Origin of the sequence: Thiohalocapsa sp., assembly GCF_022340605.1 — a bacterium.
Lineage (GTDB): Bacteria > Pseudomonadota > Gammaproteobacteria > Chromatiales > Chromatiaceae > Thiohalocapsa.
In genome coordinates this window covers 70,490-93,403 of record NZ_JAJDNQ010000078.1, presented here as the reverse complement: position 1 = coordinate 93,403, position 22,914 = coordinate 70,490, and the positions used below count along the sequence as shown (strand labels likewise).

The following is a 22,914-nucleotide window of genomic DNA, read 5'->3' as shown; positions in this document are numbered from 1 at the left end:
CGCTGCCGCAGGGTGTCGCCGTGTCCGCGCGATCCGGGCGCAATCTTGCCACACGACACGAGCTTTCGCCCCCACTTCCCTGATTTTCCGGAGCCCCGGACCTCGGGAACCGGGAGAGGGGGCTAAACGGTTACAGCTGGGGCATGTCATCTTGGTCGGTAGTGACGTGGACCGCTCCATCATGATGGGTTATCTGTTGGACGGTGCGTTGCGGGTACCCGAGACGCTGACCATCTACCAGTCCTCGGGTGATTCCGCGTTGGGACTTTCGCGGCGGGTCTTTGGGCGCAATCGGGTCGGTCGGGTCGTTGTGGGCGAACCGAATCGTCCTGGCGCCATGGCGTTCCTGGAGCAGCATCGGGAGCCGCGCATTGTCGATGTCACGCAGGTCGAGGCAGGCACCGTGGGCAGTGGGCACAGCTATTTTCGCGACAGTCCATGGGTCAGCAGCGACATACTGATGACGCTCCTGTACGATCTCGCGCCGGCGGATCGCGGCCTGGTATTGAAGCCGAACAGTCCGGTGTGGACTTTCCCCGGCGACTACGTCACGCGGTTGCGTCGGGCTCTCGCTAACGACATCCCGGCGCTGGCAGCGGCAGATCGCTGATTGCGTAACGCGACGGTTGGCCGCATCGCGGTCGGGGCCCCAGCAAGTAACCGCTGGGCAAGAGTTGTCTGCCGCGTGGCTTCGGAGTTCCTGGTGTATGAGCAAGATCACTATCGCGGCCTTGATGGCCGTGTCGCTGTTTGTCGGGATGCTGATCCTGCTGGAGATTGGCCGCAGGATCGGCCGCCGGCGCCTGATGCGAGACCCCAAGGGGGCGCGGGCTGGAACGGGCGTCGTCGATGGGGCTGTGTTTGCGTTGGTGGGCTTGTTGATCGCTTTCACCTTTTCCGGCGCCGCCTCGCGCTTCGATCATCGTCGGGACCTGATCGTGCAGGAGGCGAATGCCATCGGAACCGCCTACCTGCGGCTCGACCTATTGCAACCTGACGCGCGCTCCGCCATCCAGGAGGAGTTTCGGCGCTATGTCGATGCCCGCTTGGCTGCCTACCGGAAACTGCCGAATATCCGGGCGGCCCGGGCAGGGTTGGCCGATGCGGCGGCCTTGCAGAACCAGATCTGGCAGCAGGTGGTGGTCGCCGGGCAGGCGCCGGGGGCGTCGTCCGACGCGATCAAGCTGCTGCTGCCCGCGTTGAACGACATGATCGATATCACCACCACGCGCGCGCTTGCGGTGCAGATGCACCCCCCGTTGGTGATCTACCTGATGCTGGTGTTCTTGGCATTGACCAGCGCACTGCTCGCCGGCTACAGCATGGCCGGCGGACAGACGCGCAATTGGCTGCATATGGCGGCGTTCGTCGCGGTGATGGCGATCGCGGTCTACATCATCATCGACATCGAGTTTCCGCGCCTGGGGCTCGTCCGGGTGGATCGCTTCGATCAGGCCCTGGTGGAGGTGCGTGCCACCATGCGCTGAGGTGCCGCGTCGGGCCTCCTGGCGTCGGCCCGACCTACGCGGGCGCGCTTTGGGGGCGGCGAGCATGAACACTTGCCTGGGCCGTGCGCTTCGCGGCGCGGATCGGATTCTTGTGTCCCTGCATTAGACGCGCTCGCCGGCCTCATCGCGCCGGCGCGGCGGGGAGCCGCAGCCGCACCGCGAGTCCGCCCGCGGCGGCACGGTCGAAGTCGAGCGCGCCGCCGTAGGCCTCTACGACATCGCGGGCGATGGCGAGCCCGAGTCCGCTGCCGGCCTTGCGCTCGTCGAGCCGCAGACCACGCTCGCCGAGGCGGTGCAGTTGCTCAGAAACGACGCCGGGGCCGTCGTCGGCGATGTCTACTGCGATGTCATCGCCGGCGCTCACCCGGATTTCGACGCGCTCGCGTGCCCACTTGGCGGCGTTCTCCAACAGGTTGCCGAGCAGTTCCAGCAGGTCGTCGGCCGCCAGGGCGGCAATGGCCGTTTCCGGCGCCGTGACCCGCCAGTCGAGCCGGGCGCCGTCCGGCGTGCGGCACAGGGTGCCGAGCAGCCGGTGCACGGCGTCCACCACGTCCGCCCGTGCCTGACGCGTGCGGGTGCCGGAGCGCACGCGGGCGCGGATCAGCTCCCGGTCCACATGCCGGCGCATGTGCTCCGCGAGTTGCTCTAGGTCGTGGGCCAGGGCCGGATTGCCCTCCCGGCGCAGCCGTTCGGCATCCGCGGCCAGGGCGCTCAACGGCGTCTTGAGGCCGTGGGCGAGGTCCGCGGTCCAACTGCGCGCCTGCGCGATGGCCTCCTCGCGCGCGGCGAGCAGGGCGTTGACCTCCGCCACCAGCGGCAGCACCTCGTCCGGGTAGTGCTCCGGCAGGCGCTCGGCGGCGCCGGCACGCACCGCGTAGACCGCACGGCGCAGCCGTTCCAGCGGTGCCAACCCGGCGCGAATCTGCACCCAGGTGGCGAGCCCGAGCACCAGCGCGATGACGCCGAGGTAGGGCAGCATGTCGGCCGCGAAGTCGTTGCGCGCCGCTACGAGCTCCGCGCGGTCCTGCGCAACGGCCAGGCGCAGCGTACGCGTACCGACCCGTCCAGACCCGTCTCCTGTGCCGCCTCCGGTCCCACCCGTGGCGGCGTCGAGGCGGATGCTGCGCTCGCGCACCATGAGCCGCTGGCCGTCCGGCCCCGCCAGCACGTGCGCGTGCACGGTGCCGGCCGGCAGCCGATCGGCCGGCAGCGCGAGCGCGGTATCCCACAGCGAGCGCGAGCGCAGCAGGCCGACGCTGCGCCGGTCGGCGGAGAGGTCGTCGATCTGCCAGTAGAGCCCGCTCAGCGGCGTGTCGAAGCGAGGGTCCTGGGGCGGCGGGGCGACCCCGACGCTGCCGTCCGGCGCGATCTGCACCGCCGCCGCGAGATGGTTCAGCCGGCTGGTGAGCTCGGCGCCGATGCGCCGCTCCGCGTGGCGCTCGAACAGTGCCACCAGGCTCACCGCCGCCACCAGCAGCGCCAGGGTGATGGACAGCAGCGCGGCGACGGCGAGGCGTGCACGCAGGGAGTTGCGGGTCACTGAGTGTCCTGCGGTGTGTCTGCGCCGGACTCGGGCGTCTCGGGTTCGTCCGGTTCGATGACGTAACCGAAGCCGCGCCGGGTCTGGATTAGGCCGGCGCCCAGCTTGCGCCGCACCCGGCCGACGAGTACTTCCACGGCGTTGGACTCGCGCTCGAAATCCTGGGCGTAGAGCTGCTCCGTCAGCTCCAGCTGTGGCACCACGCGGCCCGCGTGCTGCATCAGGTATGCCACCAGCCGGTACTCGGTGGGCGAGAGGTGCACCGGCACGCCGTCGCGGCTCACCTGCATCCGGCGCGTGTCCAGCGTGAGCGCGCCGACGCGCAGCACCGGCGAGGCCTGGCCCGCGGCGCGGCGCACCAGCGCGCGCAGGCGCGCCAGCAACTCCTCCATGCGAAAGGGTTTCGGCAGGTAGTCGTCGGCGCCGGCGTCGATACCTTCCACGCGCTCGTGCCAGTCGCCGCGGGCGGTGAGGATCAGCACCGGAAAGCGCTGCCGTGCCTCGCGCCAGCGGCGCAGGACCGACAGCCCGTCCATGCCCGGCAGGCCCAAGTCCAGGATCACGGCGGCCCAGGTCTCGGTGTCGCCGCGAAACCAGGCGTCCTCGCCGTCGCTGCTGCGCTCCACCACAAAGCCGGCGGCTTCGAGCGCCGTGGCGACGCCGTCCGCCAGGCGCGTGTCGTCTTCCACTAACAGGATGCGCATCAGTCGTCTCCCTCGTCCGCCAGCAGCGTGGCGGTGGCCGCGTCCACCAGCACCTCAAGCAGCCGGCCGTCCGGGGCGATGACCTTGAGCTCGTAGACCCAGGCGCCTTGCTCGCGCTCCAGCTCCACCTCGACGACGTCGCCAGGGATCGCGGCGCTCACCGCCTGAAGGATCTGCGCCAGCGGGCGCACCTCGCCGCGGCCGAGGGCAGCGCGGGCACGGTCGTGGTCGTGGTCGTGATCATAGGGGGCCGCCGCGGTGACGCCCCCTAGCAACAGCAGCAGCGGCGCGAGCAGGCCTGCGCGGGGAGCCCCGCCGTGAGATCGATGCAGTCGGTGCAATTGCATGACAGTGTCCCGGCGCCCACGGCGCCATTGCCGGTGCGGCGTCCGCCGGTGCCGGCGTGCCGCCGGCTCGGTCTGCGCTGCGCAGGTTGTGTGCAGATGCATGGTGTGCTTGCGCGCCTGACAAAAGGCTGACAGGGCCGCACAGGGATCGGTCAGTGGCTGCTGGCTAACCTGCTCCGCAAGCGTGATGCCGTCGCCGCCTCTTCCTGGCCCGCCGGCATTTCGCGAGGCCATCCAACTTCGCAGACAACGGAGCGACTCACTGTGACGACGCAATCACTGGTCAAGGGCGACGCGCACACCGCCGCCGCCGGCACTACCGGCGATCAACAAGTACGGGTTTGGGACCCGCTGGTGCGGGTCTTCCACTGGTCCCTGGTGGCGGCCTTCGCCACCGCCTTCATCGTCGAGGACGATGTGCTCGGCCTGCACGTCTGGGCGGGCTATCTGGCGCTGACGCTGATCGCCATACGACTGGTGTGGGGCGTCATCGGCACGCGCTATGCGCGCTTCACGGACTTCGTCCGCGGGCCGCGACAGGTGCTGGGCTACATCGGTGACGCCCTGCGCTTCAACGCACCGCGCTACCTGGGGCACAACCCGGCGGGTGGCGCCATGGTGGTGGCGCTGCTGATTCTGGTGGGCCTGACCGGCCTCACGGGCATGGCGCTGTACGGTGCACAGGAGTTGTCCGGGCCGCTGGCACCCATGATGGCCGGTGCGCCCGCCGATGTGGGCGAGGCGCTGGAGGAGACCCACGAGGTCCTGGCGAACCTGACCTTGGTGCTCATCGTCGCGCATGTGGCCGGCGTGCTGTTCTCCAGCCTGGCGCACCGCGAGAACCTGATCGGTTCCATGCTCACCGGCCGCAAGCGCCGCGACGACTGAGGGGAGGGACCAACATGACCGAGCTCAAGCGCAATCGTTCTCTTCGGGTACTCGCCGTCCAGGTGCTGTGCGGTGGCCTGCTGGCGGGCGCCGCCTGGCTGCCCGCCGCGCACGCGGGCGACGCCGCCGCCGGTGCCGCGGCCTGGGTGCAGGAGCACCCGCAGCCCAATGGGGCGCCGGCGCGCAGCTGCGCCACCTGCCACACCGACGACCTGACCCAGCCGGGCCGCCACGCCAAGACCGGCAAGCCCATCGAGCCCATGGCGCCCTCGGTGAACCCCGAGCGGCTCAGCGACCAGGCAAAGGTTGAGAAGTGGCTCCGGCGCAACTGCCGCTGGACCCTGGGCCGTGAGTGCACGGCCGCCGAGAAGGCCGACTTCCTTACCTACATCAAGAGCCAGTAACCCTCTCGCATCGATCAGACTGGAGTACGCAGCATGAAACCATCCATTGTCCTCGCCGGCAGCCTGGCCACGGCCCTGTTGGCACTCGGTGCCGTCGGACTCGCCCTCGGCGACGACGATGATCACGACGAGCACCGCCATGAGCACCGCAGCCGCGGTTGGGTTGCCCCTGGCGAGGACGTGCAGCCCGTCGCCAACGCCACCTACGCCGAGGAGTGCGGTGCCTGCCACATGGCCTATCAGCCGGGCTTGCTGCCGGGCGATGCGTGGCAGCAAATCATGGCGCCGGACGCGCTCACGGACCACTACGGCGACGATGCCTCGCTCTCGCCCGACCTGCGCCAGGAGATCGCGGGCTATCTGGCAGCCAATGCCGCGGAGCTGTCCGGCAAGTCCCGCTCGCATGCCTTCTCGGTGGGCGATGCCGGTGCCGGAGCGTTGCCGCGCATCACCGCGACCCGCTACTTCCGCAACGAGCATCACGAGATCCCGGCGAAGCTGGTCAAGGGCAACCCGGACGTGGGCAGCTTCAGCAACTGTAACGCCTGTCATCAAGGCGCCGCGGAGGGTGTCTACAACGAGCACCGCGTGCGCATCCCGGGCCACGGCCGCTGGGACGACTGAATCGAGGCTCGCCGCGCCGGCGGCACCGCGCCCGCGGTGCCGCCGGCGTGTCGCGATGGTGTCGTGTATTGCAATCCCTTGCGGCGGAGACTGGCCAGGTATTCGGCGTTGCGAGCAATGCGTGTCCAGTCTCTGCGGCGTGGGGGGCGATCGTCGGCCCAGACGCTCCGGGCGTGCCAACACCACTGGCGCTGACGCGTCAGGATCGGCTATCTATAATGGCAATAGCGACTTATCGCTCAGAGAGGAGAAGCTACGTGAAGTATGCAGCCGCCCTTGCGCCCGCCCTGCTGTCGGCCCTGCTGCCGGCCCTGCTGCTGGTGGGGTGCGCTGGTATGAACAACTCCGAACAGCGCATGGTCTCCGGTGCCGCCATGGGGGGCGTCGTCGCAGGACCTATCGGCGCCGCCGTCGGTGCCGGCGCGGGCTATATCTATGATCGGACCAAGTCCGCGAACGACTACTGAGCCAGCGTCTCTTACTCATCGGACGCAACGCAAGGCCTGCCCCGCGCGGGGCGGTTGATGACCGCTTCAGACCGGCCGCCCCGCATCGGTGCGGGAACGCCTGCTCATGCCGTGCAGGCCTGAGGCCGTGAAGCGCCGTCGTGCTGTCTGCCAGCCGCGCTCTGCTATAGTGACGAGTCCGCTGGCTTCGCTGGCGTGCACCGTCAAGCCCCGATGCCTATCCCTCCGATTACTCCCCCGATGACGACCGCTGCCGAGCGCAGGTCTGAGCCGTCCCCCGGGCCGGAGACCCGCCGCCAGCGCATGCTGCAGATCCTGCGGGCGGCGCGCCTGCTCGGGCCGCTGCTCGGCGTCGTCGTGACGCTGGTGGCGGCGCTGGTGCTGTTGCTGGTGAACATGACGGTACCCGGCCTCGCTTGGCCCAAGCTGGTCTGTCTGGGCTTCCTTGGCATGGGCTTGACCTCGGCGGTGCTCGCCGCGCGGCGGCTCGAGACGCAGCTACTGCGGCCGCTGGTGAACCTGGAGGAATCGGTCTCCCGCGTCTGCCAGGGCGAGCCGGGTGCGAGCCGGGCGCTGGCCAACGCCGGCGTGCTGGAGACCATGGCCCGCGGCATCGGCAGCCTGAACGCTGAGCTGACCGATCTCTACGAAGACATGGACAGCCGCGTCGCCCGCCAGACCCAGCGCCTGGCGCAGAAGACCGCCTCACTCAAGATCCTCTACGACGTCGCCGCCGAGATCACCCGCGCCGACACCCTGGAAGAGCTGCTGCTGCATTTTCTCCGGGTGCTGAAGGAGATGGTCAATGGCCGCGCCGCCACGGTGCGCATGGTCACCCCGGACGGCGGCACCCGGCTGGTGGGCTCCATCGGCCTCGACGACGACCTGGTGCGCCGGCAAGACATGCAGCCGGTGGAGCTGTGCCTGTGTGGCACCGTGCTTTGCCCCGGCGAGATCCTCTGCCACAACGATCTGCGCTACTGCTCCCGGGTCTACGGCCGGCGCATGTTCGCGAGCGACGCGCTGGAGGTGGTCACGGTGCCGCTCAAGCACCACGCCGAGCTGCTCGGCGCCTATAGCATCTTCGTGGACCGCCCCGGCGTCAGCGAGCGCGAGGATATTCTGGAACTGCTCAGCACCATCGGCCAGCACATCGGCGTGGCGCTGGCCAAGCACCGCTCCGACAACGAGGCGCGGCGGCTCTCCATCGTCGAGGAGCGCGCTTCGCTCGCCCACGAGCTGCACGACTCGCTGGCGCAGACCCTGGCCAGCCTGCGGCTGCAGGTGCGCATGCTCAGTGAAGCCCTCGGCGATGTCGACATCGCCGCCGAGGCGCGGGTCGACCTCAACCGCATTCGCAACGGCATCGACGAGGCCCACGGCGAGTTGCGCGAGCTGCTGTCCAGCTTCCGCGCGCCCATGGACCGCCGCGGCCTGGTGCCGACCTTGGAAGACCTGATCCGCCGCTTCGGCCAGCAGACCGGCGTGCACGCGGTGCTGCAGGTCAACGCCCGGCCGCTGGAGGTGGCGCCCATGGAGGAGATGCAGCTGGTGCGCATCGTGCAGGAATCGCTCACCAACGTGCGCAAGCACGCCGAGGCCCAGACCGTGCGGGTGTTGCTGACCCGCGAGCAAAACGGCGAGTACGTGCTGCTGGTGGAGGACGACGGTCTCGGCTTCAGCGCGCCGCGCAAGCAGGCCGGACGCCCCGGCGAGCACATCGGGCTGTCGATCCTGGAGGAACGGGCGCGGCGCATTGGCGCGCGGCTCGAGATCGAGAGCGAGCCCGGCGAGGGCACCCGCGTCGAGGTGACCTTTACCCCCGGGCGCAATGGACGCGACCCGCTGACGGAGCAGGCGGCTTGATGCGCGTCCTGCTCATCGACGACCATGCGCTCTTCCGCGTCGGTCTGCTGGAGCTGCTGGAGCGGCGTGGTATCGAGGTCATCGACGCCGTCGGCGACAGCGACGTGGGGCTCAGGCTGACCCGCGACTGCGCCCCCGACGTGGTGCTGCTGGACCTGCGCATGCCGGGGCCGGGCGGCCTCGCGATCCTCAAGCAGATCCGCACCGAGGGGCTCGACCGGTGCGTGGCCATGCTCACCACCAGCACGGAGGAGGCGGACCTGATCGCTTCGCTGCAGGCCGGCGCCAACGGTTACCTGCTGAAGGACATGGAGCCGGACGAGCTCGTGGCCGCGCTGACGGACATCGTCGCCGGCAAGACCGTCGTGGCACCGGAGCTGACCGGCATCCTCGCCCGTGCCGTGCGCCAGGAGCCGGAGCCCGCGCCGAAGCAGCCGGCGCCGTCGGATCTGACGCCACGCGAGCAGGAGATCCTGTGTCACCTCGCCGCCGGGCAGAGCAACAAGGCCATCGCCCGCGAGCTTGGCATTTCCGACGGCACCGTCAAGCTGCACGTGAAGGCGATCCTGCGCAAGCTCGCCGTGCATTCGCGGGTGGAGGCGGCGGTGATGGCGGTTGAGCAGGGGCTCTGTGCCCGCGATTGAACGCGATTGCGCGTGATTGAACTGGGGGCGGGTTGACGATCTTCGCGGCGGCCCGAAGTCTCTGTCCGTTATAAAGCGCGTCATCGACAGCATCGGGAGAACAGCATGAAGAACTTTCTGGAGCTCATCCGCAACTGCCTCACTGACGTGAGCGAGATCATGCCGTGGGATCTCGAGGAGCGTCTCGCGGAGAATCCTGAGCTCTTGGTGGTGGACGTGCGCGAGCCCTACGAGTTCGACGCCATGCACATCGCGGGCTCCATCAACGTCCCGCGCGGCATCCTGGAGTCCGCCTGCGAGTGGGACTACGAAGAAACCGAGCCGGAACTGGTGCGGGCACGCGAGCGCGAGATCGTTGTCGTCTGCCGCTCCGGCTACCGCAGCGTGCTGGCGGCGAATTCCATGCAGGTGCTGGGCTACGAGAACGTCGCCTCGCTGCAGACGGGGCTGCGCGGTTGGAAGGACTACGATCAGCCCCTCGTGGACGCCGAGGGCCGCGACGTGGACCTCGACGACGCGGACGTCTATTTCACCCCCAAGCTGCGGCCGGAGCAGCAGCGGCCGAAGGACAGCAAGGCCGCTTGAGGCGACGGCTCGTCGTGGGACGCTTGGTGGCAGAGCCGTAGATCGGGCTGAGGGCCATAGCTCGGGCTGGGCGACAGCGAAGCCCGACGTTGTCGGCACGGGTCGGCATGTGCGGCTGTGGGCCAGAAACGGTGGTTGCCGCCGCGTCGGGCCTCCTGGCGTCGACCCGACCTACGCTTGCCGCGGGTGGCCATGTGGCGCCGTAGGGCGGCCCGTTGCCGGTATGTACGCCCGCGGGCCGGAATCGGTGGACGCCGCCGCGTCAGGCCTCTTGGCGTCGGCCCGAACGATGCGCTTACCCGCCTAGTGCAGCGTTTCTCCTAATCTTGCTGTCGTTGTCGAGTATCCGATCACGATCACGACCACGACCACGACCACGAGGGAGCCCGGTCTCGGAATTTCCGCAGCGAAGCACTAGTCCTCCTGTCGCAGATACGCCAGCGTATCCGGATCGAACGGCCGCGGAATGATCCCGAGCGGCGCGAAGCCGTCTTCGACACAGGTGTTTCCGGCCAGCAGCATGGTGAGCTGGTCGCCGGTGATGGGGAACCACGCGAAGCGGCCCATCACCGTGGCCACCGGACCGATGAACATCACCGGTGCCGGCAGCATCAGCTTGTTCTTGCCCGCGGCGGCGGCGATGCCGGCGAGGATCTTCTTCCAGCTCCAGGCATCCGGGCCGCACAGCTCCAGGGTGCGGCCGATGGTCTCGGGGGTGGTCAGGGCCTTGGCGAAGGCTGCCGCCACGTCTTCCGCGTGCACCGGACCGAGCTGGAACGCGCCGGCGTCCGTCGGCAGCCAGCCGGAGTAGAACAGCGGCGCCGGCAGCGGGCTGTCGATGATGTCCCGCTTCAGCTGGGTGCAGAACTCCATGCGCCCGCGCGGCGGGCCGAAGATCACGGACGGACGGAAGATGGTCCATTCCAGCGTCGAAGCTTTGAGAGCCTCCTCGGCGGCGAGTTTGGTCACTTGGTATGGCGTTGCGGCGGCGTCGACGCCGTTCGCGCTCATCAGCAGGAAACGCGTTGCGCCCACCTCCTCGGCGGCGGCCATGGCACGCTCGGCGCCGCGCCGCTGCAGCGCGTCGAAGGTGACGCCCCGCGACGGCTCCTCGCGCAGGATGCCGATCAGGTAGATGGCTCCATCGCAGCCCTCAAAGCAGGCGCGCACCGCGTCTTCGTCGGCCACGTCGCCGGTCACGGACTCGATGTCCGGCAGCGCCGGCAGCTTGTACTCGCTGCCTGGGCGGGTCAGCACCCGCATGCTGTGGCCGTCGCGGGCGAGGGCGTCGAGCACATAGCTGCCGACGAAGCCGGTGCCGCCGATGATGCCGATCTTCATGTCAATCCACCTTGAGCAGTCGGGGTGATGCTGGGGTGATGGCGTGGATGGGGCAGGTCATGGCCAGCCCCGCCGGCGCGAGTGCGGCGGATGCCGAAGCCGGCGCTGTTGACTCCGGATGTGCGGCGCGGCGCTGCGGATTTCACCCTTGAATCCGGAAACCGCGATCGACGGCTTCGTCGTCAGGCTCAGTGACTGACGTCGTCACCATCCGGCGTCGACATGGCCGGCGTCGACATGGCCGGCGTCGACATGGCCGTCACCGGCTGGGCGGGATCGCGTTGCTCGCGCCGGCAGATGCGCGGCCGGCGGAGCATGGGAGACGGGGACTCCCGGTTTTCATCGTCGCGGGGGGCGGCAGCGTGGTCACGCCCCCGGGGACGGAATCAAGCTTGGCTGTGGATCTGGCTCAGGTGCCGGTTGCGCGCAGGGCTTCTGCCGCGCCAGCCTTGCCGAGGCTGCGGATGCGCATGCGGCGTAGCTTGGTCTTGAGCCCCGTGAAGGCCGTGTCGATGGCGTCTTCGGCCTTTTTGTGCGCTTCGCGGACGACGATCTGGCGCTTGGCGGAGAGGGTCGCGACCAGCTCACAGCGTACCCGGTGGCCTCGCAGCTGATCGAACTCTTCGGCGATGCGGACTTGCAGATCGAGCTGTTGGTCCGGCGCTGATTGGGTGAGGGTGTCCGCATGACGATTGATGCGACGGACTAGCTTGCGATCCAAGGCAAGCATATCTCCTGTGATGCGTACGCTCATTCACTACCTCGTCGTGATGTACAGAGCGGCCCCGGCGACGGGGGGCGGAGGCGAGCCGCGCGGTCTGCGGCGCGGGAAAAGGGGTGAGCACGAGAGAGCGGCATACTGGCCGCGGGCCGGTTGTACGCATCGGCTTCGCGCCGACGCGAGGCGCTGCACCGACGCAGGCCGCTCCCGTGAAACCTTGGCGGCGACCGTGGCGGCGACATTGACACTGCCGCGGACAGAGACCCTGACCTGGCAAGGCATTGGTTCAATTGCAGGCGATTCCAACTCGTCGTGGCTCACATCGGGACTCGCTCAAACGGAACTTGCTCAACTGAGTAGGTCAACTGGGTAGGTCAATTGGCACTGGCCAAAATGGGGAGGTGCTGCTTCGGCGCGTCCGTGGCTGCGTCGCGCCAAGTTTGCTCGCCGCGGGAAGGCAGGTCCCTTCTGTGGCCCAAACTGGTGCTACTGATAGGGCCGTCTTGGCGAAGAGCGCTTGCCGTCAACCGAACCTCAGACGCGGCTGCCGTCTGGCGGAGCCGGGCCTGCACGATCTGTTGTCGGGGGGTGCGGGCCGCGAGTGGGGGGACGCGCGGGTGGCGTCGGCCTGCACACATAGCTGAACCATAGCACAACTATTCTTGCAAGTCGCTACTCCGGCGTGCGGCCACGGACGCCGTGTCCGCCGAGGCAGGGAGGGGCGAGGGCGGTGGGCGTGGCGTCGGGTTGTGTTCGGTAACGGTTGGGTGCCGCTGAATATCATGCTGCGTCAGGCCCGCATCGTCGTTTCGCCTCCCGCTCCCGTCTCCGGCAAAGCGGCGCGGGGCGCCGGGCAAGGTGCGGTGATCAGAGAAGTCCCGATGATAAGTTCATGGCGCTGCGGTGCGTTATATCCATGGTGACCGTAGGGTAGTCGCGAACAGTGACTGGCGAACTTTTGCCGGAGTGCCGGTTCCAATGTCCTGAGCTTCACAAGCTCTCTGACTCCTTGTCGTGTTCCCCCGCCCTCGGGCGGGGTTCTTTTTTACATATCGCTCTCTGGCCTCTCTGGCAGGCGCGCGTAAGCCATGGCACCGCGAGGCCCCGGGGCGCCGATATCTTTGCCTCAGCCAGCCCCGGCAAACGGTTCTCAGGCCAGGCGCCCGTACTCCGCACCCCGTACTCCGCACCTCGCACTCCGCACTCCGCACTCCCAAGAACACCCTTCAACCGCCAGCCACGCCCCGGTAAAGTCTCCCCTTCCAACGCTGCTCATCAAACGGCCCGATGCCCGAGGGCGACACCATCCACAAGCTGGCCGACTACCTGGACGCCGCCCTGCGTGGTCGGCAGGTGTCCGGCGTGCGGTTGCACCCGGCGTTCGGGCCTTCGGCGGGTGTGCGTCGGGTCGAGCGAGTGTCCAGCGAGGGCAAGCACCTGTTCCTGACCTTCGACGACGGCACGCAGTTGCGCAGCCATCTCGGCATGTACGGCGCTTGGCACCGCTATCCGCACGGTACCGCCTGGCGCAAGCCGCGCCGGCAGGCGTCAATTGTGCTGAGCACCGAACAGCAGGACTTCGTGTGCTTCAACGCGAGGGAGGTGCAATGGCTGCGCCTGCACGGTTTCCGCCGTGCCGACCAGGGCGCCAGGCTCGGTGGCGATCTGATTCGCGACGGACTGGACCCGCGGGAGCTGCTGCGCCGCATTGACGCTTTTGCTGCGCCGCAGACCCTGTTGGTGGATCTGCTGCTCGATCAGCGCATCGCCGCCGGCATCGGCAACGTCTACAAGTCCGAGTTGCTGTTCCTGGAGCGACAACCGCCGGTGCGGCCGGTCGGGGAGCTGGATGAGGTGGCGCTGCTGGCGCTCTACCGACTTGCCGCGGAGCTGCTGGCGCAGAACGTTGGCGGCGGCGCGCGCACCACCCGCTTCACGGCGCATGGTGGCGGCGGACTTTGGGTCTACGGTAGGCGCGACCGGCCGTGCTGGCGTTGCGGTGCGCCGGTGCGCCGTGGCGTGCTGGGGGTGCAGCCCAGATCCACCTACTGGTGCCCTGGTTGCCAGGCCGATGTTGCGCCGGCACTCGACGCGCAGGTGTTGTGACTGGCGCGGCTGGCGGTCGGGCGGCTCCTGCCGGACAGCGCGGCGCGCCGGTCGAGGCGTGCGAAGTGCAGGCGCCGCGCGTCGCCGCAGCTACACCGAATCATGGCCTCGGCGACTGGGCAAGCCTGCTCGCGCTGACGGCCATGTGGGGCTCGTCGTTCCTGTTCACGAAGCTCGCGGTGACGGCACTGCCGGTGGAATGGGTGGTGACTGCAAGGCTCGCCATCGGTGCCACGGTGCTGGTGCCGCTGGCGGCGCTGCTGGGGCGTTCCGTGCCGCGCGGGCCGCGGCTGTGGCTCTTTTTCGGGCTCATCGCCGTGGTCGGCAACCTGTTGCCCTTCTCGCTCATCACCTGGGGGCAGCGCGCCATCGACAGCGGGCTCGCCGGCATCCTGATGGCCGTCATGCCGCTGGCGACGCTGGGCTTGGCGCACCTGTTCGTGCCCGGCGAGCGACTGACGGGCAACCGGGTGGCGGGCTTCCTGACCGGCTTCTTGGGCGTGGTGGTGTTGATTGGGCCGCAGGCGCTGCTGGCCGCCGGCGGCGACCGCGGGCCGCTGTTGCCGATGCTGGCGGTGCTGGCCGGCGCGCTCTGCTACGGCACCTCGGCCATCATCGCGCGGCTGCGTCCGCCGAGCGATGCGCTGACCACGGCGGCGGCCACCATCGGCCTTGCGGCCTTGCTGTCGGTGCCGCTCGGCCTCGATACCTGGCCCCAGGTGCGCGACGGCCTGGCGGTGATGACGCCGGCGGTAGCGGGCGCGTTGCTGTTCCTGGGACTCTTTTCCACGGCCACGGCGATGGTGGTCTACTTCCGGCTGATCCGCCGGGCGGGGCCGTCGTTCACGGCCCAGCTCAATTATCTGATCCCGCTGTGGGCGGTCGCGGTGGGCGTGCTGTTCCTGGGCGAGCAGCCGACCCTCGGCCACCTGTTCGGGCTGCTGCTGATCCTGGCCGGGATCCTGTGGTCGCGGCGGCCGCCGCGATCGGCGTCCACGGAGCCCACCGCCGCGTCGCTGCCTACTCGAACAAATCCCTGAATGCCTTCGCGAAGCGCTTGTAGGCGTCCCAGCCGTCCTTGTCCATCACCTGGTCGATGACCCAGCGGTTCTCGTCCTGCTCGCCCATGAGCTGCTGGATCTCAAAGCCCAGGTGGCGCAGGAAGCTGTAGGACGGGCCCTCGTCGTCAAGGTTGAATTCCGCGTATTCCCCGGAGCGCTCGTTGAGCCGCTCGATGAAGGGCGAGCCGTAGTCGCCGGGGCCGAGCAGGTCCTGGCTGTTGTCCTGCACATGCTCGACGCCCTTGCGCGCCATGGCGGTGATGAGCTCGCGACGCTCGTCATCGCTGAGCCTGCCGTGGGCGAGCCGGTCGGCAATCTGGATCAGGAACACCAGGTACTCCTGGATCACCAGCATGCGCTGGGCATCGTCGCGGTAGACGAAGCGCTCGCAGTGCAGGGTGATGGCCTTGTCGGTGCCGATGCGGAAGGCGATGAAGGCGAGCGCGCCGCCGATCTCCGCGAGCGAGCGGTCGATGTCTTCGTTCTGCCAGTGGCTCTTGATGCGCAGCGCCATGGTGGGCTTGAGCTCCTCGTCTGGATGCTTTGATTGGCGCGTCAAGATGGGGGCGCCGCGGTCGCTGGCAAAGCGTGCCCCGGCAGCGCGGTGTTTGCCGTGGACGCGCTTGAACTGCTACCGTTTTGCCAGACTATTTAACTGGGGAATAGAGCCCGTCAGCGGGCCGGAGCGCGGAGGCACGCGCGTGCGCGTCGCCGGCGGACTATCGAGGTTGCTGTGATGAACCCGAACGAGTTGCAGACACTGACAGACGCGGTGCAGTACAACTGCCACGTCTCCGATGCGCGCCACGGCGCCGATTTCTCCCTGTGCATCTACCTCATGAAGATGCGCGAGTACTACCGCTGGGAGCAAAAACTGCCTTACGGCGCGCCGCTCGCCAAGGACGCGGTTGGCAACTGGCTGGCGGCGCGCGAGCAGCTCTGGGAGGACTTGGAAGGTGCGGATCTGCGGCCGCTCTGCATCCAGGGGATCGAGTATGACCCATTCGACGCCGATGCCATCAACGCCTCGCTCGCCGCCTCCGGCCTGGTCTACAGTGGCGGCATCGGCAGCCGCGCCAAGCCCCATTTCTTCCTCGGGCGGCTGGAGCGGCGCGTGAGCCGCAGCGGTTACACCGTCTACGTGGCTGCCGGCGAGTATGCCCGGGACCTCGCCGCGCCGCCGGCCATGACGCTGGGCAGCAATATCTTTCTGCGCCGCGAGTCGCTGCGCCGCATGCTCTGGGAGAAGCTGGAGAGCTGGCGCTGGAATCGCCCGGACAACGCCCTGGGCCGCGCCTTCGCGTGCTACGACTTCGACACGGACCTGGAAGGCGCGCTCGACGCCATGACCGACCACGAGATCGACAATGCCATGCTGCACGAGCAGGGCGAGTACGAGGCCGGCCGGCTGCTGGATGATGCCGTCTGGAACGCCATGCTGGCGGACCTGCTCGGCACGCCGGCGGAGCTGATGGCCCGCGCCGTGCGCGATCACCTGGCCGACGCCCTGGTGACCCTGCCACGGCTCGCCGAGCGCGGTGATGCGCCGGCGCTGCACTTCTACGTCGGCAACCTCAACAACATGCGCAAGCACCTGTTCCCGGCGCTGACCGACGCCTATGACGCCTGGCGCGAAGGCGCGGGCACCGGGCCGCTCCGGCAGATCGCCGCGGTATCCCGCGCACACTGGCTCGCCCTCGGCCACGACATGCTCGCCCGGCACCGGGCAGGGGGCGAGGAACTGGACGACCTGGCGGACGAGCTGCGCGAGCTGGCGGAGGCGCGGCAGCTGTAGCGCTAGGCGCCGAGCGTCACTCTGTCATAGATCTCTGTCAGTAACAGCTCGCCTTCGACGGCGGTGAGCGGGACACGATCCGCCGGCTCTCCGAAGGCGCTGAACTGCCACGAGCCGTCCGCCTGGCGCGCGAACAGCTCCGCCTGCATGCGGTCCTGCGACAGCAGCAGGTAGGTCTGGAGGCTCGGCAGCGCTCGGTAGTGGCGAAATTTGTCGCCGCGGTCACAGGCCTGGCTGGAAGCGGACAGCACCGCAACGATCAGGATGGGGTTGGTGACGACATCGCGGCGGTCGTCGTAGAACGTCGGCTCGCCGCAGATGACCATCACGTCGGGATAGGCGCCGATGTCCTCTGTCTCGATGCGGATCTTGAGGTCACTTGGGTAAACACGGCAGGGCTTGACCTTGAGCTGAGCATGAATCCCGGCGATGACATTGGCGACGATCAGGTTGTGGGCCTCGGTCGCGCCGGTCATCGCGAAGACCTCGCCGGCGACGAAACGGTGGATGTGAAACAAATCCGTTGCCACTTCGATTCAGGCAGCCCTCGCAGGTCGGGCCGACGAAAGAGGCCCGGCGATCAGGCCCAATCGTCCGACGGTTCCGTCGAGCGCCGAGGCGGCCTGTTTGCCTGAGCCTGACCTACGGGGAAATCCTTGACCGGCCCCCTCGCTAAGGATCATAGCCCAGCACCGGCGCCAGCCAGCGCTCGGCCTGCTCCAGGCTCATGCCCTTGCGCGCCGCGTAGTCCTCCACCTGGTCCTTCTGGATACGGCCGACGCCGAAGTAGCGGGAGCTCGGGTGCGAGAAGTACCAGCCGGAGACGGCCGCCGTCGGCAGCATGGCGTAGCTCTCGGTGAGCGTGAGGCCGATGCGCTCATCCGGCTTGAGCAGTGCCCACAGCGTGCCCTTCTCGGTGTGGTCCGGGCAGGCGGCATAGCCCGGGGCCGGGCGGATGCCGGTGTACTGCTCGGCGATGAGGGCGTTGTTGTCGAGCTGCTCATCCGGCACGTAACGCCACAGGTGCGTGCGCACCAACTGGTGTAGGCGCTCGGCGAAGGCCTCGGCGAGGCGGTCGGCCAGCGCCTTCAGCATGATGGAGCTGTAGTCGTCGTGATCGGCCTCGAAGCGCGCGACGTGCGCGTCGATGCCGATGCCGGCGGTGACCGCGAAGGCGCCGATCCAGTCTTGAGTGCCACTGTCCGCCGGCGCCACGTAGTCCGCCAGCGAGAGATTGGGCTGGCCCTTGCCCCCCGCCTTCTGCACATTGCGGAACATCTGCTGGCGCAGCATGTGCAGCTCGGCGAGCTTCTCGCCGCGGGCCTCGTCGGTATAGATGGCGATGTCGTCGTCGCCGACGCGGTTGGCCGGGAAGAAGCCGCAGACGCAGCTCGCCTTGAGCCAGTGTTCCTTGACGATCTTCTCCAGGAAGGGCACGGCGTCGTTGAAGAGCTTGCGCGCCTCCTCGCCCACCACCTCGTCGTCCAGGATGGCCGGGTACTTGCCAGCGAGCTCCCAGGCGTTGAAGAAGGGTGACCAGTCGATGAAGTAGGTGAGGTCCTCCAGCGGGTAGTCGTCGATAGTGACGATGACGCCGTCGCCGATGCGCTCCAGCTTCAGGTCCAGGTCCGGGCTGGCGGGCAGTTCGGCGCCGTCACCAAGAATGGCCGGACGCGGCGGCGTGTAGGCGGTCCAGTCGGTGGCGACCTTGTTGGCGCGCGCATCGGCAATGGGCATGGACTTGCGGGCGCCGCTCTTGGCCTCCCGTTCCACCCTCAGCTGCTCGTACTCGGCCGCGATCTTGGCGACATAGCCCTCGCGCTGGGTCTTGCTCAGCAGGTTGCTCACGACGCCGACGGCGCGCGAGGCGTCCACCACGTACACGGTTGGCGCCTGGCGCTGCGGGGCGATCTTAACCGCCGTGTGCAGCTTGGACGTGGTGGCGCCGCCGATGAGCAGCGGCAGGTCCAGCCCCAAGCGCTCCATCTCCTTGGCCACGTGCACCATCTCGTCCAGCGACGGCGTGATCAGGCCGGAGAGGCCGATCATGTCCACCTGCTCCTCCCGGGCGCGTTGCAGGATGGTCTCCGCCGGCACCATGACACCGAGATCGACGACCTCGTAGCCGTTGCACTGGAGCACCACGGCGACGATGTTCTTGCCGATGTCGTGCACGTCGCCCTTCACTGTTGCGATCAGGAACTTGCCGTTGCTCTTGCCGGCCATGCCGGAGGCCTCCTTCTCCGCCTCCAGGTACGGGAACAGGTAGGCGACGGCCTTCTTCATGACGCGGGCGGACTTCACCACCTGCGGCAGGAACATCTTGCCGGCGCCGAACAGGTCGCCGACGACGTTCATGCCGTCCATGAGCGGACCTTCGATCACCGACAGCGGCTGGTCGGCTTCCTGGCGGGCGGCCTCGGTGTCCTCCTCGATGTAGTCGGTGATGCCCTTCACCAGGGAGTGCTCCAGCCGCTTCGCCACCGGCCAGCTGCGCCACTCCTGGTCCTCGGCCTTCTCCGCAGCGGCGCCGTCGCCCTTGTACTTGGGCGCGATGGCCAGCAGGCGCTCGGTGGCGTCGTCGCGGCGGTTCAGGATCACGTCCTCCACCGCCTCGCGCAGCTCCTCGGGCAGGTCGTCGTAGATGGCGAGCTGGCCGGCGTTGACGATCCCCATGTCCATGCCCGCCTGGATGGCGTGGTACAGGAACACGGCATGGATCGCCTCGCGCACCGGGTTGTTGCCGCGGAACGAGAAGGACACGTTGGACACGCCGCCCGAGACCAGCGCGCTGGGCAGGGTCGTCTTGATGGCGCGGGTGGCCTCGATGAAGTCCACCGCGTAGTTGTTGTGCTCCTCGATGCCGGTGGCGACGGCGAAGATGTTCGGGTCGAAGATGATGTCCTCGGCCGGGAAGCCGACCTGCTCCGTCAGAATCCGGTAGGCGCGGGTGCAGATCGCCACCTTGCGCTCGCGCGTGTCCGCCTGGCCCTGCTCGTCGAAGGCCATGACGATGACGGCGGCGCCGTAGCGCCGGCACAGCTTCGCGTGGACGGTGAACTGTTCCTCGCCTTCCTTCAGGGAGATGGAGTTGACGATGGGCTTCCCCTGCACGCACTTGAGCCCGGTCTCGATGACCTCCCACTTCGAGGAGTCGATCATCACCGGCACCTTCGCGATGTCCGGCTCCGCGGCGGCCAGGTTCAGGAAGCGGCGCATGGCCTCGACGGCGTCGAGCAGGCCCTCGTCCATGTTGACGTCGATGACCTGGGCGCCGTTCTCCACCTGCTCCGCGGCCACGCTCAGCGCGGTGTCGTAGTCGCCCTCCTTGATCAGGCGCTTGAAGCGCGCCGAGCCCGTGACATTGGTGCGCTCGCCGACGTTGACGAAGAAGCTGTCCTTGGTGATGTTGCAGGGCTCCAGGCCCGAGAGTCGGCACGCGGGCTCGAGCGCCGGCGCCTGCCGCGGGGCCATGCCCGCAACGCCCTCGGCGATGGCCCGGATGTGGTCCGGCGTGGTGCCGCAGCAGCCGCCGACGATGTTGAGCCAGCCCTGCCGCGCCCAGTCCACGACCTCCTGCGCCATGTCCTCCGGCCCCAGGTCGTAGCCGCCGAGCTCGTTGGGCAGGCCGGCATTGGGGTGGGCGGAGACGCGGCACTCGGCGATGCGGGCGAGCTCCTCCACGTACTGGCGCAGCTCCGTCGGCCCGAGCGCGCAGTTGAGGCCGATGCTGAGCGGGGCGGCGTGGCGCAGGCTGTTGTAGAAGGCCTCGGTGGTCTGGCCCGTCAGCGTGCGCCCGGACTGGTCCGTGATGGTGCCGGAGATCATGATGGGCCGCTCGACGCCGTCCTGGTCGAACACCTGCCACACCGCGAACAGCGCCGCCTTGGCGTTCAGGGTGTCGAAGATGGTCTCTACAAGGATGATGTCCGCGCCGCCCTCGATGAGGCCGCGGGTGGCCTCGGCATAGGCGGCCACCAGGCGGTCGAAGTCGATGTTGCGGAAGCCCGGGTCGTTCACGTCCGGCGAGATGGACGCGGTGCGATTCGTCGGGCCAAGCACGCCGGCGACGAAGCGGGGCTTCTCGGGTGTGCTATAGCGCTCGGCGGTCTCGCGCGCCAGCTTGGCCGCGGCGACGTTGATCTCGTACACCAGCTCTTCCATGCCGTAGTCGGCCATGGCGATGCGGGTGCCGTTGAAGCTGTTGGTCTCGATGATGTCCGCGCCGGCGGCCAGGTACTCGCCGTGGATGTCGGCGATGACGTCCGGGCGCGTCAGCACCAAGAGATCATTGTTGCCCTTGAGGTCCGACGGCCAGTCCTGGAAGCGCTCGCCGCGGTAGTCGGCCTCCCCGAGCTTGCGGCGCTGGATCATGGTGCCCATGGCGCCGTCGAGGATCAGGATGCGCTCGGCGAGCTGCCGGTGGAGGAGGGCGGTGCGGTCTGTCATAGCATTACTGCCGTGTTGCTGGGCGCGGGACCCTTGCGGCCCCGGCGAACATGATTGGAACTGAAAGCGAGGCGCCTGCGACGCATGGTGCCCGAGGCCCCCGGTTGGTCGCAGGGTGAAGCCTGTGCGGAGACTGGGCGATGCGAATCGTCCGCGATCCGGCGCCGTCGCGCCGGAAGTTGTCGGCCGTTGGCCGTTTGTGGGGCCGCTGAGCGCAGCGCAAGCCACCGATTGAGCGCCGGCCCGGGGCTGTCTGAACGGGCGGACCGCGCCTGGAGACCGAGCAAGGATCGCTCGCAACGCCTAAGACGCCCGAGTCGTAGGTCGGGTTAGCGATAGCGTAACCCGACCTACACGGAATACTTTCGCAGTCCCCTGGTTTGTCCACCCGGTGCCGGACTCCCGGCCGTCTCGGCGACGTCACGCCTTGGCGGTGTGGCCCGACTCAGCCGCGGCTGAGCTTGCGCAGATACCGCGGTGCCTGCTCGTGCCCGTCCCAGACCACCGGCTTCTCCAGCCACTTCTGGATGAAGGCCCAGGACGCCCTGTAGCCGTCGTGCGGCAGCGTGCAGGCGGAGCAGTCCTTGCGCTTCAGCCCGTTCGCGTCCGCGAACACCTGATACGGCCCCGGGCACTCGTAGGCGATGAGGGGACAATAACAAAACAGGCAGTTGAATTCCCGCTTGACGCCCGGATGGCAGGGCAGAAATGGGCATTCGTGGTTGGTGAAGCCCTTGAAAGCCTCGTTCGTCGTGGTGTCTTTCGGTTGCATGACTGAAGAATGGCCAAGAGGAAGCGCCGAGGGCCTAGGGCCGAGCGCTCGCGAACGTCGCGAGCGAGCGTGCTCCGACCATGCCGCGGACGGTCCGCACAGCCGACCCTACGAAGAGCGGCGGCCGTAGGGTCCGCTGTGCGGACCAAATGCCGCGCCAGGCGAGTTGGCTCGCGGTGCCGCTCCCATTGCTAGAATTCTCTGCAGACGCTGGCCGAACCGGCGCTACTCGACTTGGAGGCCCGCCCATGACACACAAGGCCCTCGCCGGTCTGCCCGGCCCGTTCCGCGCCGACCAGCTCAAGTCCGGCGACCCGTATGAGCTTTCCCGCGGGCATCCGGTGGTTTGCCTGCCCACCGACGGACGTGGCTCCAGTGCCAACCTGGTTGGCGCGCAGGTGCTGGGCAGCGACCCGGACGTCGCGGAGGCCGGCGTCGATACCGGCTATGCCCTGTCGGAGGATACGCTGCGCGCGCCCGACGTGGCCGTCGGCAACGTCCCGGACCGGCCCGGCTGGGTCCAGGGCGTGCCCCCGCTGGCGGTCGAGTACGCCGACACCGGCCAGGACGAGGCCGAGCTGCGTGACAAGATCGCCGAGCTGCTCGCTGCAGGTACCCGCTGGGTCTGGGTCGTGCGGCTCGGCCTGCCGCGGCGGGTCGAGGTCCACGCCCCCGGCCAGCCGGTGGTCATTCGTGTTGCCGGCGATCTGCTGGAAGCGCCCGGCGTGCTGCGCAATCCCGTCCGGGTGGAGGCACTCTACGATGTCGAGGCGGCGAATGCCGCGACCCTGCGCAATCTGTTGCAGCGCGCGGGTTATGAGGGTCTCGACGGGGTGCGCGAGGAGGGCAAGGCGGCGGGCAAAGCCGAGGGCATCAGCGAGGGCCGCCTCGGCGGGCTGCGCGAGGCGATCCTCGGCCTCGCCGAGGCCAAGGGGCTGGTGCTCGATCAGGGGCAGCGGCAATGAATCGACGCCTGCACCGACCCGGCGCAGCTCACCGGCTGGCTGCGCGCGCTCGGCACGGCGGCATCCGGCGATGAGCTGGCGGGCAGCATTCCCGGCTAGCGCAATCCTGAGCAACGATTCAGAAACA

General features: G+C 68.5%; 22 protein-coding genes. 13 read left to right on the top strand and 9 right to left on the bottom strand.

The window, feature by feature from the left end:
• Positions 1–31 precede the first annotated feature (31 nt).
• On the top strand, positions 32–610 hold the full coding sequence (locus LJE69_RS10655; protein ID WP_367114661.1) for an alpha/beta hydrolase: 579 nt from the start codon (positions 32–34) through the stop codon (positions 608–610).
• Positions 611–707: 97 nt separating this feature from the next.
• Positions 708–1,487 carry a DUF4239 domain-containing protein gene (locus LJE69_RS10650; protein ID WP_296924699.1) on the top strand — a complete coding sequence of 260 codons (780 nt, stop codon included), beginning with the start codon at positions 708–710 and terminating at the stop codon, positions 1,485–1,487.
• Positions 1,488–1,629: 142 nt separating this feature from the next.
• Here LJE69_RS10650 and LJE69_RS10645 read toward each other — a convergent pair whose 3' ends face one another.
• The 3 genes from LJE69_RS10645 to LJE69_RS10635 are packed head-to-tail and all read right to left on the bottom strand — an operon-like array spanning position 1,630 to position 4,099.
• A complete protein-coding gene (locus tag LJE69_RS10645) occupies positions 1,630–3,048 on the bottom strand; it encodes a HAMP domain-containing sensor histidine kinase (protein WP_296924697.1) in 1,419 nt (472 codons plus the stop codon).
• Entirely contained in the window at positions 3,045–3,752 is a 708-nt protein-coding gene (locus tag LJE69_RS10640) for a response regulator transcription factor (RefSeq protein ID WP_296924695.1), read from the bottom strand. The genes LJE69_RS10645 and LJE69_RS10640 overlap by 4 nt, the downstream gene beginning before the upstream one ends.
• Entirely contained in the window at positions 3,752–4,099 is a 348-nt protein-coding gene (locus LJE69_RS10635; protein ID WP_296924693.1) for a PepSY domain-containing protein, read from the bottom strand. The genes LJE69_RS10640 and LJE69_RS10635 overlap by 1 nt, the downstream gene beginning before the upstream one ends.
• Positions 4,100–4,378: 279 nt before the next feature.
• On the opposite strand from LJE69_RS10635, the gene LJE69_RS10630 reads away from it, so the two are divergent.
• The 7 genes from LJE69_RS10630 to LJE69_RS10600 all read left to right on the top strand — a co-directional run bounded on the left by LJE69_RS10630 (position 4,379) and on the right by LJE69_RS10600 (position 9,577).
• Positions 4,379–4,987, top strand: coding sequence for a cytochrome b/b6 domain-containing protein (locus LJE69_RS10630; RefSeq protein WP_296924704.1), 609 nt, complete (start codon positions 4,379–4,381; stop codon positions 4,985–4,987).
• Positions 4,988–5,001: 14 nt separating this feature from the next.
• Positions 5,002–5,391 carry a DUF1924 domain-containing protein gene (locus LJE69_RS10625; RefSeq protein WP_296924691.1) on the top strand — a complete coding sequence of 130 codons (390 nt, stop codon included), beginning with the start codon at positions 5,002–5,004 and terminating at the stop codon, positions 5,389–5,391.
• 33 nt (positions 5,392–5,424) lie between these two features.
• A complete protein-coding gene (locus tag LJE69_RS10620) occupies positions 5,425–6,015 on the top strand; it encodes a diheme cytochrome c (protein ID WP_296924689.1) in 591 nt (196 codons plus the stop codon).
• Positions 6,016–6,272: 257 nt separating this feature from the next.
• Positions 6,273–6,482, top strand: a complete 210-nt coding sequence (locus LJE69_RS10615) for a hypothetical protein (protein WP_296924688.1) — start codon at positions 6,273–6,275, stop codon at positions 6,480–6,482.
• Between the two features lie 240 nt (positions 6,483–6,722).
• Positions 6,723–8,348 (top strand): ATP-binding protein, encoded by a 1,626-nt coding sequence (locus tag LJE69_RS10610; RefSeq protein ID WP_296924686.1) that lies wholly within the window; start codon positions 6,723–6,725, stop codon positions 8,346–8,348.
• Complete coding sequence (locus LJE69_RS10605; protein ID WP_296924684.1) at positions 8,348–8,992, top strand: response regulator; 645 nt, start codon at positions 8,348–8,350, stop codon at positions 8,990–8,992. The genes LJE69_RS10610 and LJE69_RS10605 overlap by 1 nt, the downstream gene beginning before the upstream one ends.
• Before the next feature lie 105 nt (positions 8,993–9,097).
• Positions 9,098–9,577 carry a rhodanese-like domain-containing protein gene (locus LJE69_RS10600; RefSeq protein ID WP_296924682.1) on the top strand — a complete coding sequence of 160 codons (480 nt, stop codon included), beginning with the start codon at positions 9,098–9,100 and terminating at the stop codon, positions 9,575–9,577.
• A 414-nt stretch (positions 9,578–9,991) separates the two neighbouring features.
• Here LJE69_RS10600 and LJE69_RS10595 read toward each other — a convergent pair whose 3' ends face one another.
• Both LJE69_RS10595 and LJE69_RS10590 read right to left on the bottom strand, forming a co-directional pair.
• Positions 9,992–10,918: an NAD(P)H-binding protein gene (locus tag LJE69_RS10595; RefSeq protein ID WP_296924680.1), complete on the bottom strand. Its 927-nt coding sequence runs from the start codon at positions 10,916–10,918 to the stop codon at positions 9,992–9,994.
• Between the two features lie 409 nt (positions 10,919–11,327).
• Positions 11,328–11,672, bottom strand: coding sequence for an HPF/RaiA family ribosome-associated protein (locus tag LJE69_RS10590; protein WP_296924678.1), 345 nt, complete (start codon positions 11,670–11,672; stop codon positions 11,328–11,330).
• A gap of 1,254 nt (positions 11,673–12,926) precedes the next feature.
• Between LJE69_RS10590 and LJE69_RS10585 the strand changes: the two genes are divergently transcribed.
• Together LJE69_RS10585 and LJE69_RS10580 are read left to right on the top strand one after the other, a co-directional pair.
• Positions 12,927–13,745: a DNA-formamidopyrimidine glycosylase family protein gene (locus LJE69_RS10585; protein ID WP_296924676.1), complete on the top strand. Its 819-nt coding sequence runs from the start codon at positions 12,927–12,929 to the stop codon at positions 13,743–13,745.
• Between the two features lie 65 nt (positions 13,746–13,810).
• Positions 13,811–14,785: a DMT family transporter gene (locus LJE69_RS10580; RefSeq protein ID WP_296924674.1), complete on the top strand. Its 975-nt coding sequence runs from the start codon at positions 13,811–13,813 to the stop codon at positions 14,783–14,785.
• Here the strand turns inward: LJE69_RS10580 and LJE69_RS10575 are convergent.
• A complete protein-coding gene (locus tag LJE69_RS10575) occupies positions 14,766–15,320 on the bottom strand; it encodes a hypothetical protein (protein WP_296924702.1) in 555 nt (184 codons plus the stop codon). The two genes, LJE69_RS10580 and LJE69_RS10575, sit on opposite strands and share 20 nt — an antisense overlap.
• 222 nt (positions 15,321–15,542) lie before the next feature.
• Between LJE69_RS10575 and LJE69_RS10570 the strand changes: the two genes are divergently transcribed.
• Positions 15,543–16,601 (top strand): Sfum_1244 family protein, encoded by a 1,059-nt coding sequence (locus LJE69_RS10570; RefSeq protein ID WP_296924673.1) that lies wholly within the window; start codon positions 15,543–15,545, stop codon positions 16,599–16,601.
• A gap of 2 nt (positions 16,602–16,603) precedes the next feature.
• Here LJE69_RS10570 and LJE69_RS10565 read toward each other — a convergent pair whose 3' ends face one another.
• From LJE69_RS10565 to LJE69_RS10555, 3 genes are all read right to left on the bottom strand, one after another.
• Positions 16,604–17,131, bottom strand: a complete 528-nt coding sequence (locus LJE69_RS10565) for a Uma2 family endonuclease (protein WP_296924671.1) — start codon at positions 17,129–17,131, stop codon at positions 16,604–16,606.
• 142 nt (positions 17,132–17,273) lie between these two features.
• Positions 17,274–21,050 carry a methionine synthase gene (gene metH / locus LJE69_RS10560; RefSeq protein ID WP_296924669.1) on the bottom strand — a complete coding sequence of 1,259 codons (3,777 nt, stop codon included), beginning with the start codon at positions 21,048–21,050 and terminating at the stop codon, positions 17,274–17,276.
• Positions 21,051–21,495: 445 nt separating this feature from the next.
• Positions 21,496–21,822: a cysteine-rich small domain-containing protein gene (locus LJE69_RS10555; protein WP_296924667.1), complete on the bottom strand. Its 327-nt coding sequence runs from the start codon at positions 21,820–21,822 to the stop codon at positions 21,496–21,498.
• A gap of 248 nt (positions 21,823–22,070) precedes the next feature.
• Here LJE69_RS10555 and LJE69_RS10550 point away from each other — a divergent pair, with 248 nt between their 5' ends.
• Positions 22,071–22,787: a Uma2 family endonuclease gene (locus LJE69_RS10550; RefSeq protein WP_296924665.1), complete on the top strand. Its 717-nt coding sequence runs from the start codon at positions 22,071–22,073 to the stop codon at positions 22,785–22,787.
• The last annotated feature ends 127 nt before the right edge of the window (positions 22,788–22,914 follow it).

Excerpts from the sequence above, each read along its gene's own strand:
- LJE69_RS10650 (WP_296924699.1), top strand. The coding sequence starts at position 708 with ATGAGCAAGATCACTATCGCGGCCTTGATGGCCGTGTCGCTGTTTGTC.
- LJE69_RS10640 (WP_296924695.1), bottom strand. The coding sequence starts at position 3,752 with ATGCGCATCCTGTTAGTGGAAGACGACACGCGCCTGGCGGACGGCGTC.
- LJE69_RS10635 (WP_296924693.1), bottom strand. The coding sequence starts at position 4,099 with ATGCAATTGCACCGACTGCATCGATCTCACGGCGGGGCTCCCCGCGCA.
- LJE69_RS10625 (WP_296924691.1), top strand. The coding sequence starts at position 5,002 with ATGACCGAGCTCAAGCGCAATCGTTCTCTTCGGGTACTCGCCGTCCAG.
- LJE69_RS10620 (WP_296924689.1), top strand. The coding sequence starts at position 5,425 with ATGAAACCATCCATTGTCCTCGCCGGCAGCCTGGCCACGGCCCTGTTG.
- LJE69_RS10610 (WP_296924686.1), top strand. The coding sequence starts at position 6,723 with ATGACGACCGCTGCCGAGCGCAGGTCTGAGCCGTCCCCCGGGCCGGAG.
- LJE69_RS10605 (WP_296924684.1), top strand. The coding sequence starts at position 8,348 with ATGCGCGTCCTGCTCATCGACGACCATGCGCTCTTCCGCGTCGGTCTG.
- LJE69_RS10600 (WP_296924682.1), top strand. The coding sequence starts at position 9,098 with ATGAAGAACTTTCTGGAGCTCATCCGCAACTGCCTCACTGACGTGAGC.
- LJE69_RS10595 (WP_296924680.1), bottom strand. The coding sequence starts at position 10,918 with ATGAAGATCGGCATCATCGGCGGCACCGGCTTCGTCGGCAGCTATGTG.
- LJE69_RS10590 (WP_296924678.1), bottom strand. The coding sequence starts at position 11,672 with ATGAGCGTACGCATCACAGGAGATATGCTTGCCTTGGATCGCAAGCTA.
- LJE69_RS10585 (WP_296924676.1), top strand. The coding sequence starts at position 12,927 with ATGCCCGAGGGCGACACCATCCACAAGCTGGCCGACTACCTGGACGCC.
- LJE69_RS10575 (WP_296924702.1), bottom strand. The coding sequence starts at position 15,320 with ATGGCGCTGCGCATCAAGAGCCACTGGCAGAACGAAGACATCGACCGC.
- LJE69_RS10570 (WP_296924673.1), top strand. The coding sequence starts at position 15,543 with ATGAACCCGAACGAGTTGCAGACACTGACAGACGCGGTGCAGTACAAC.
- metH (WP_296924669.1), bottom strand. The coding sequence starts at position 21,050 with ATGACAGACCGCACCGCCCTCCTCCACCGGCAGCTCGCCGAGCGCATC.
- LJE69_RS10555 (WP_296924667.1), bottom strand. The coding sequence starts at position 21,822 with ATGCAACCGAAAGACACCACGACGAACGAGGCTTTCAAGGGCTTCACC.
- LJE69_RS10550 (WP_296924665.1), top strand. The coding sequence starts at position 22,071 with ATGACACACAAGGCCCTCGCCGGTCTGCCCGGCCCGTTCCGCGCCGAC.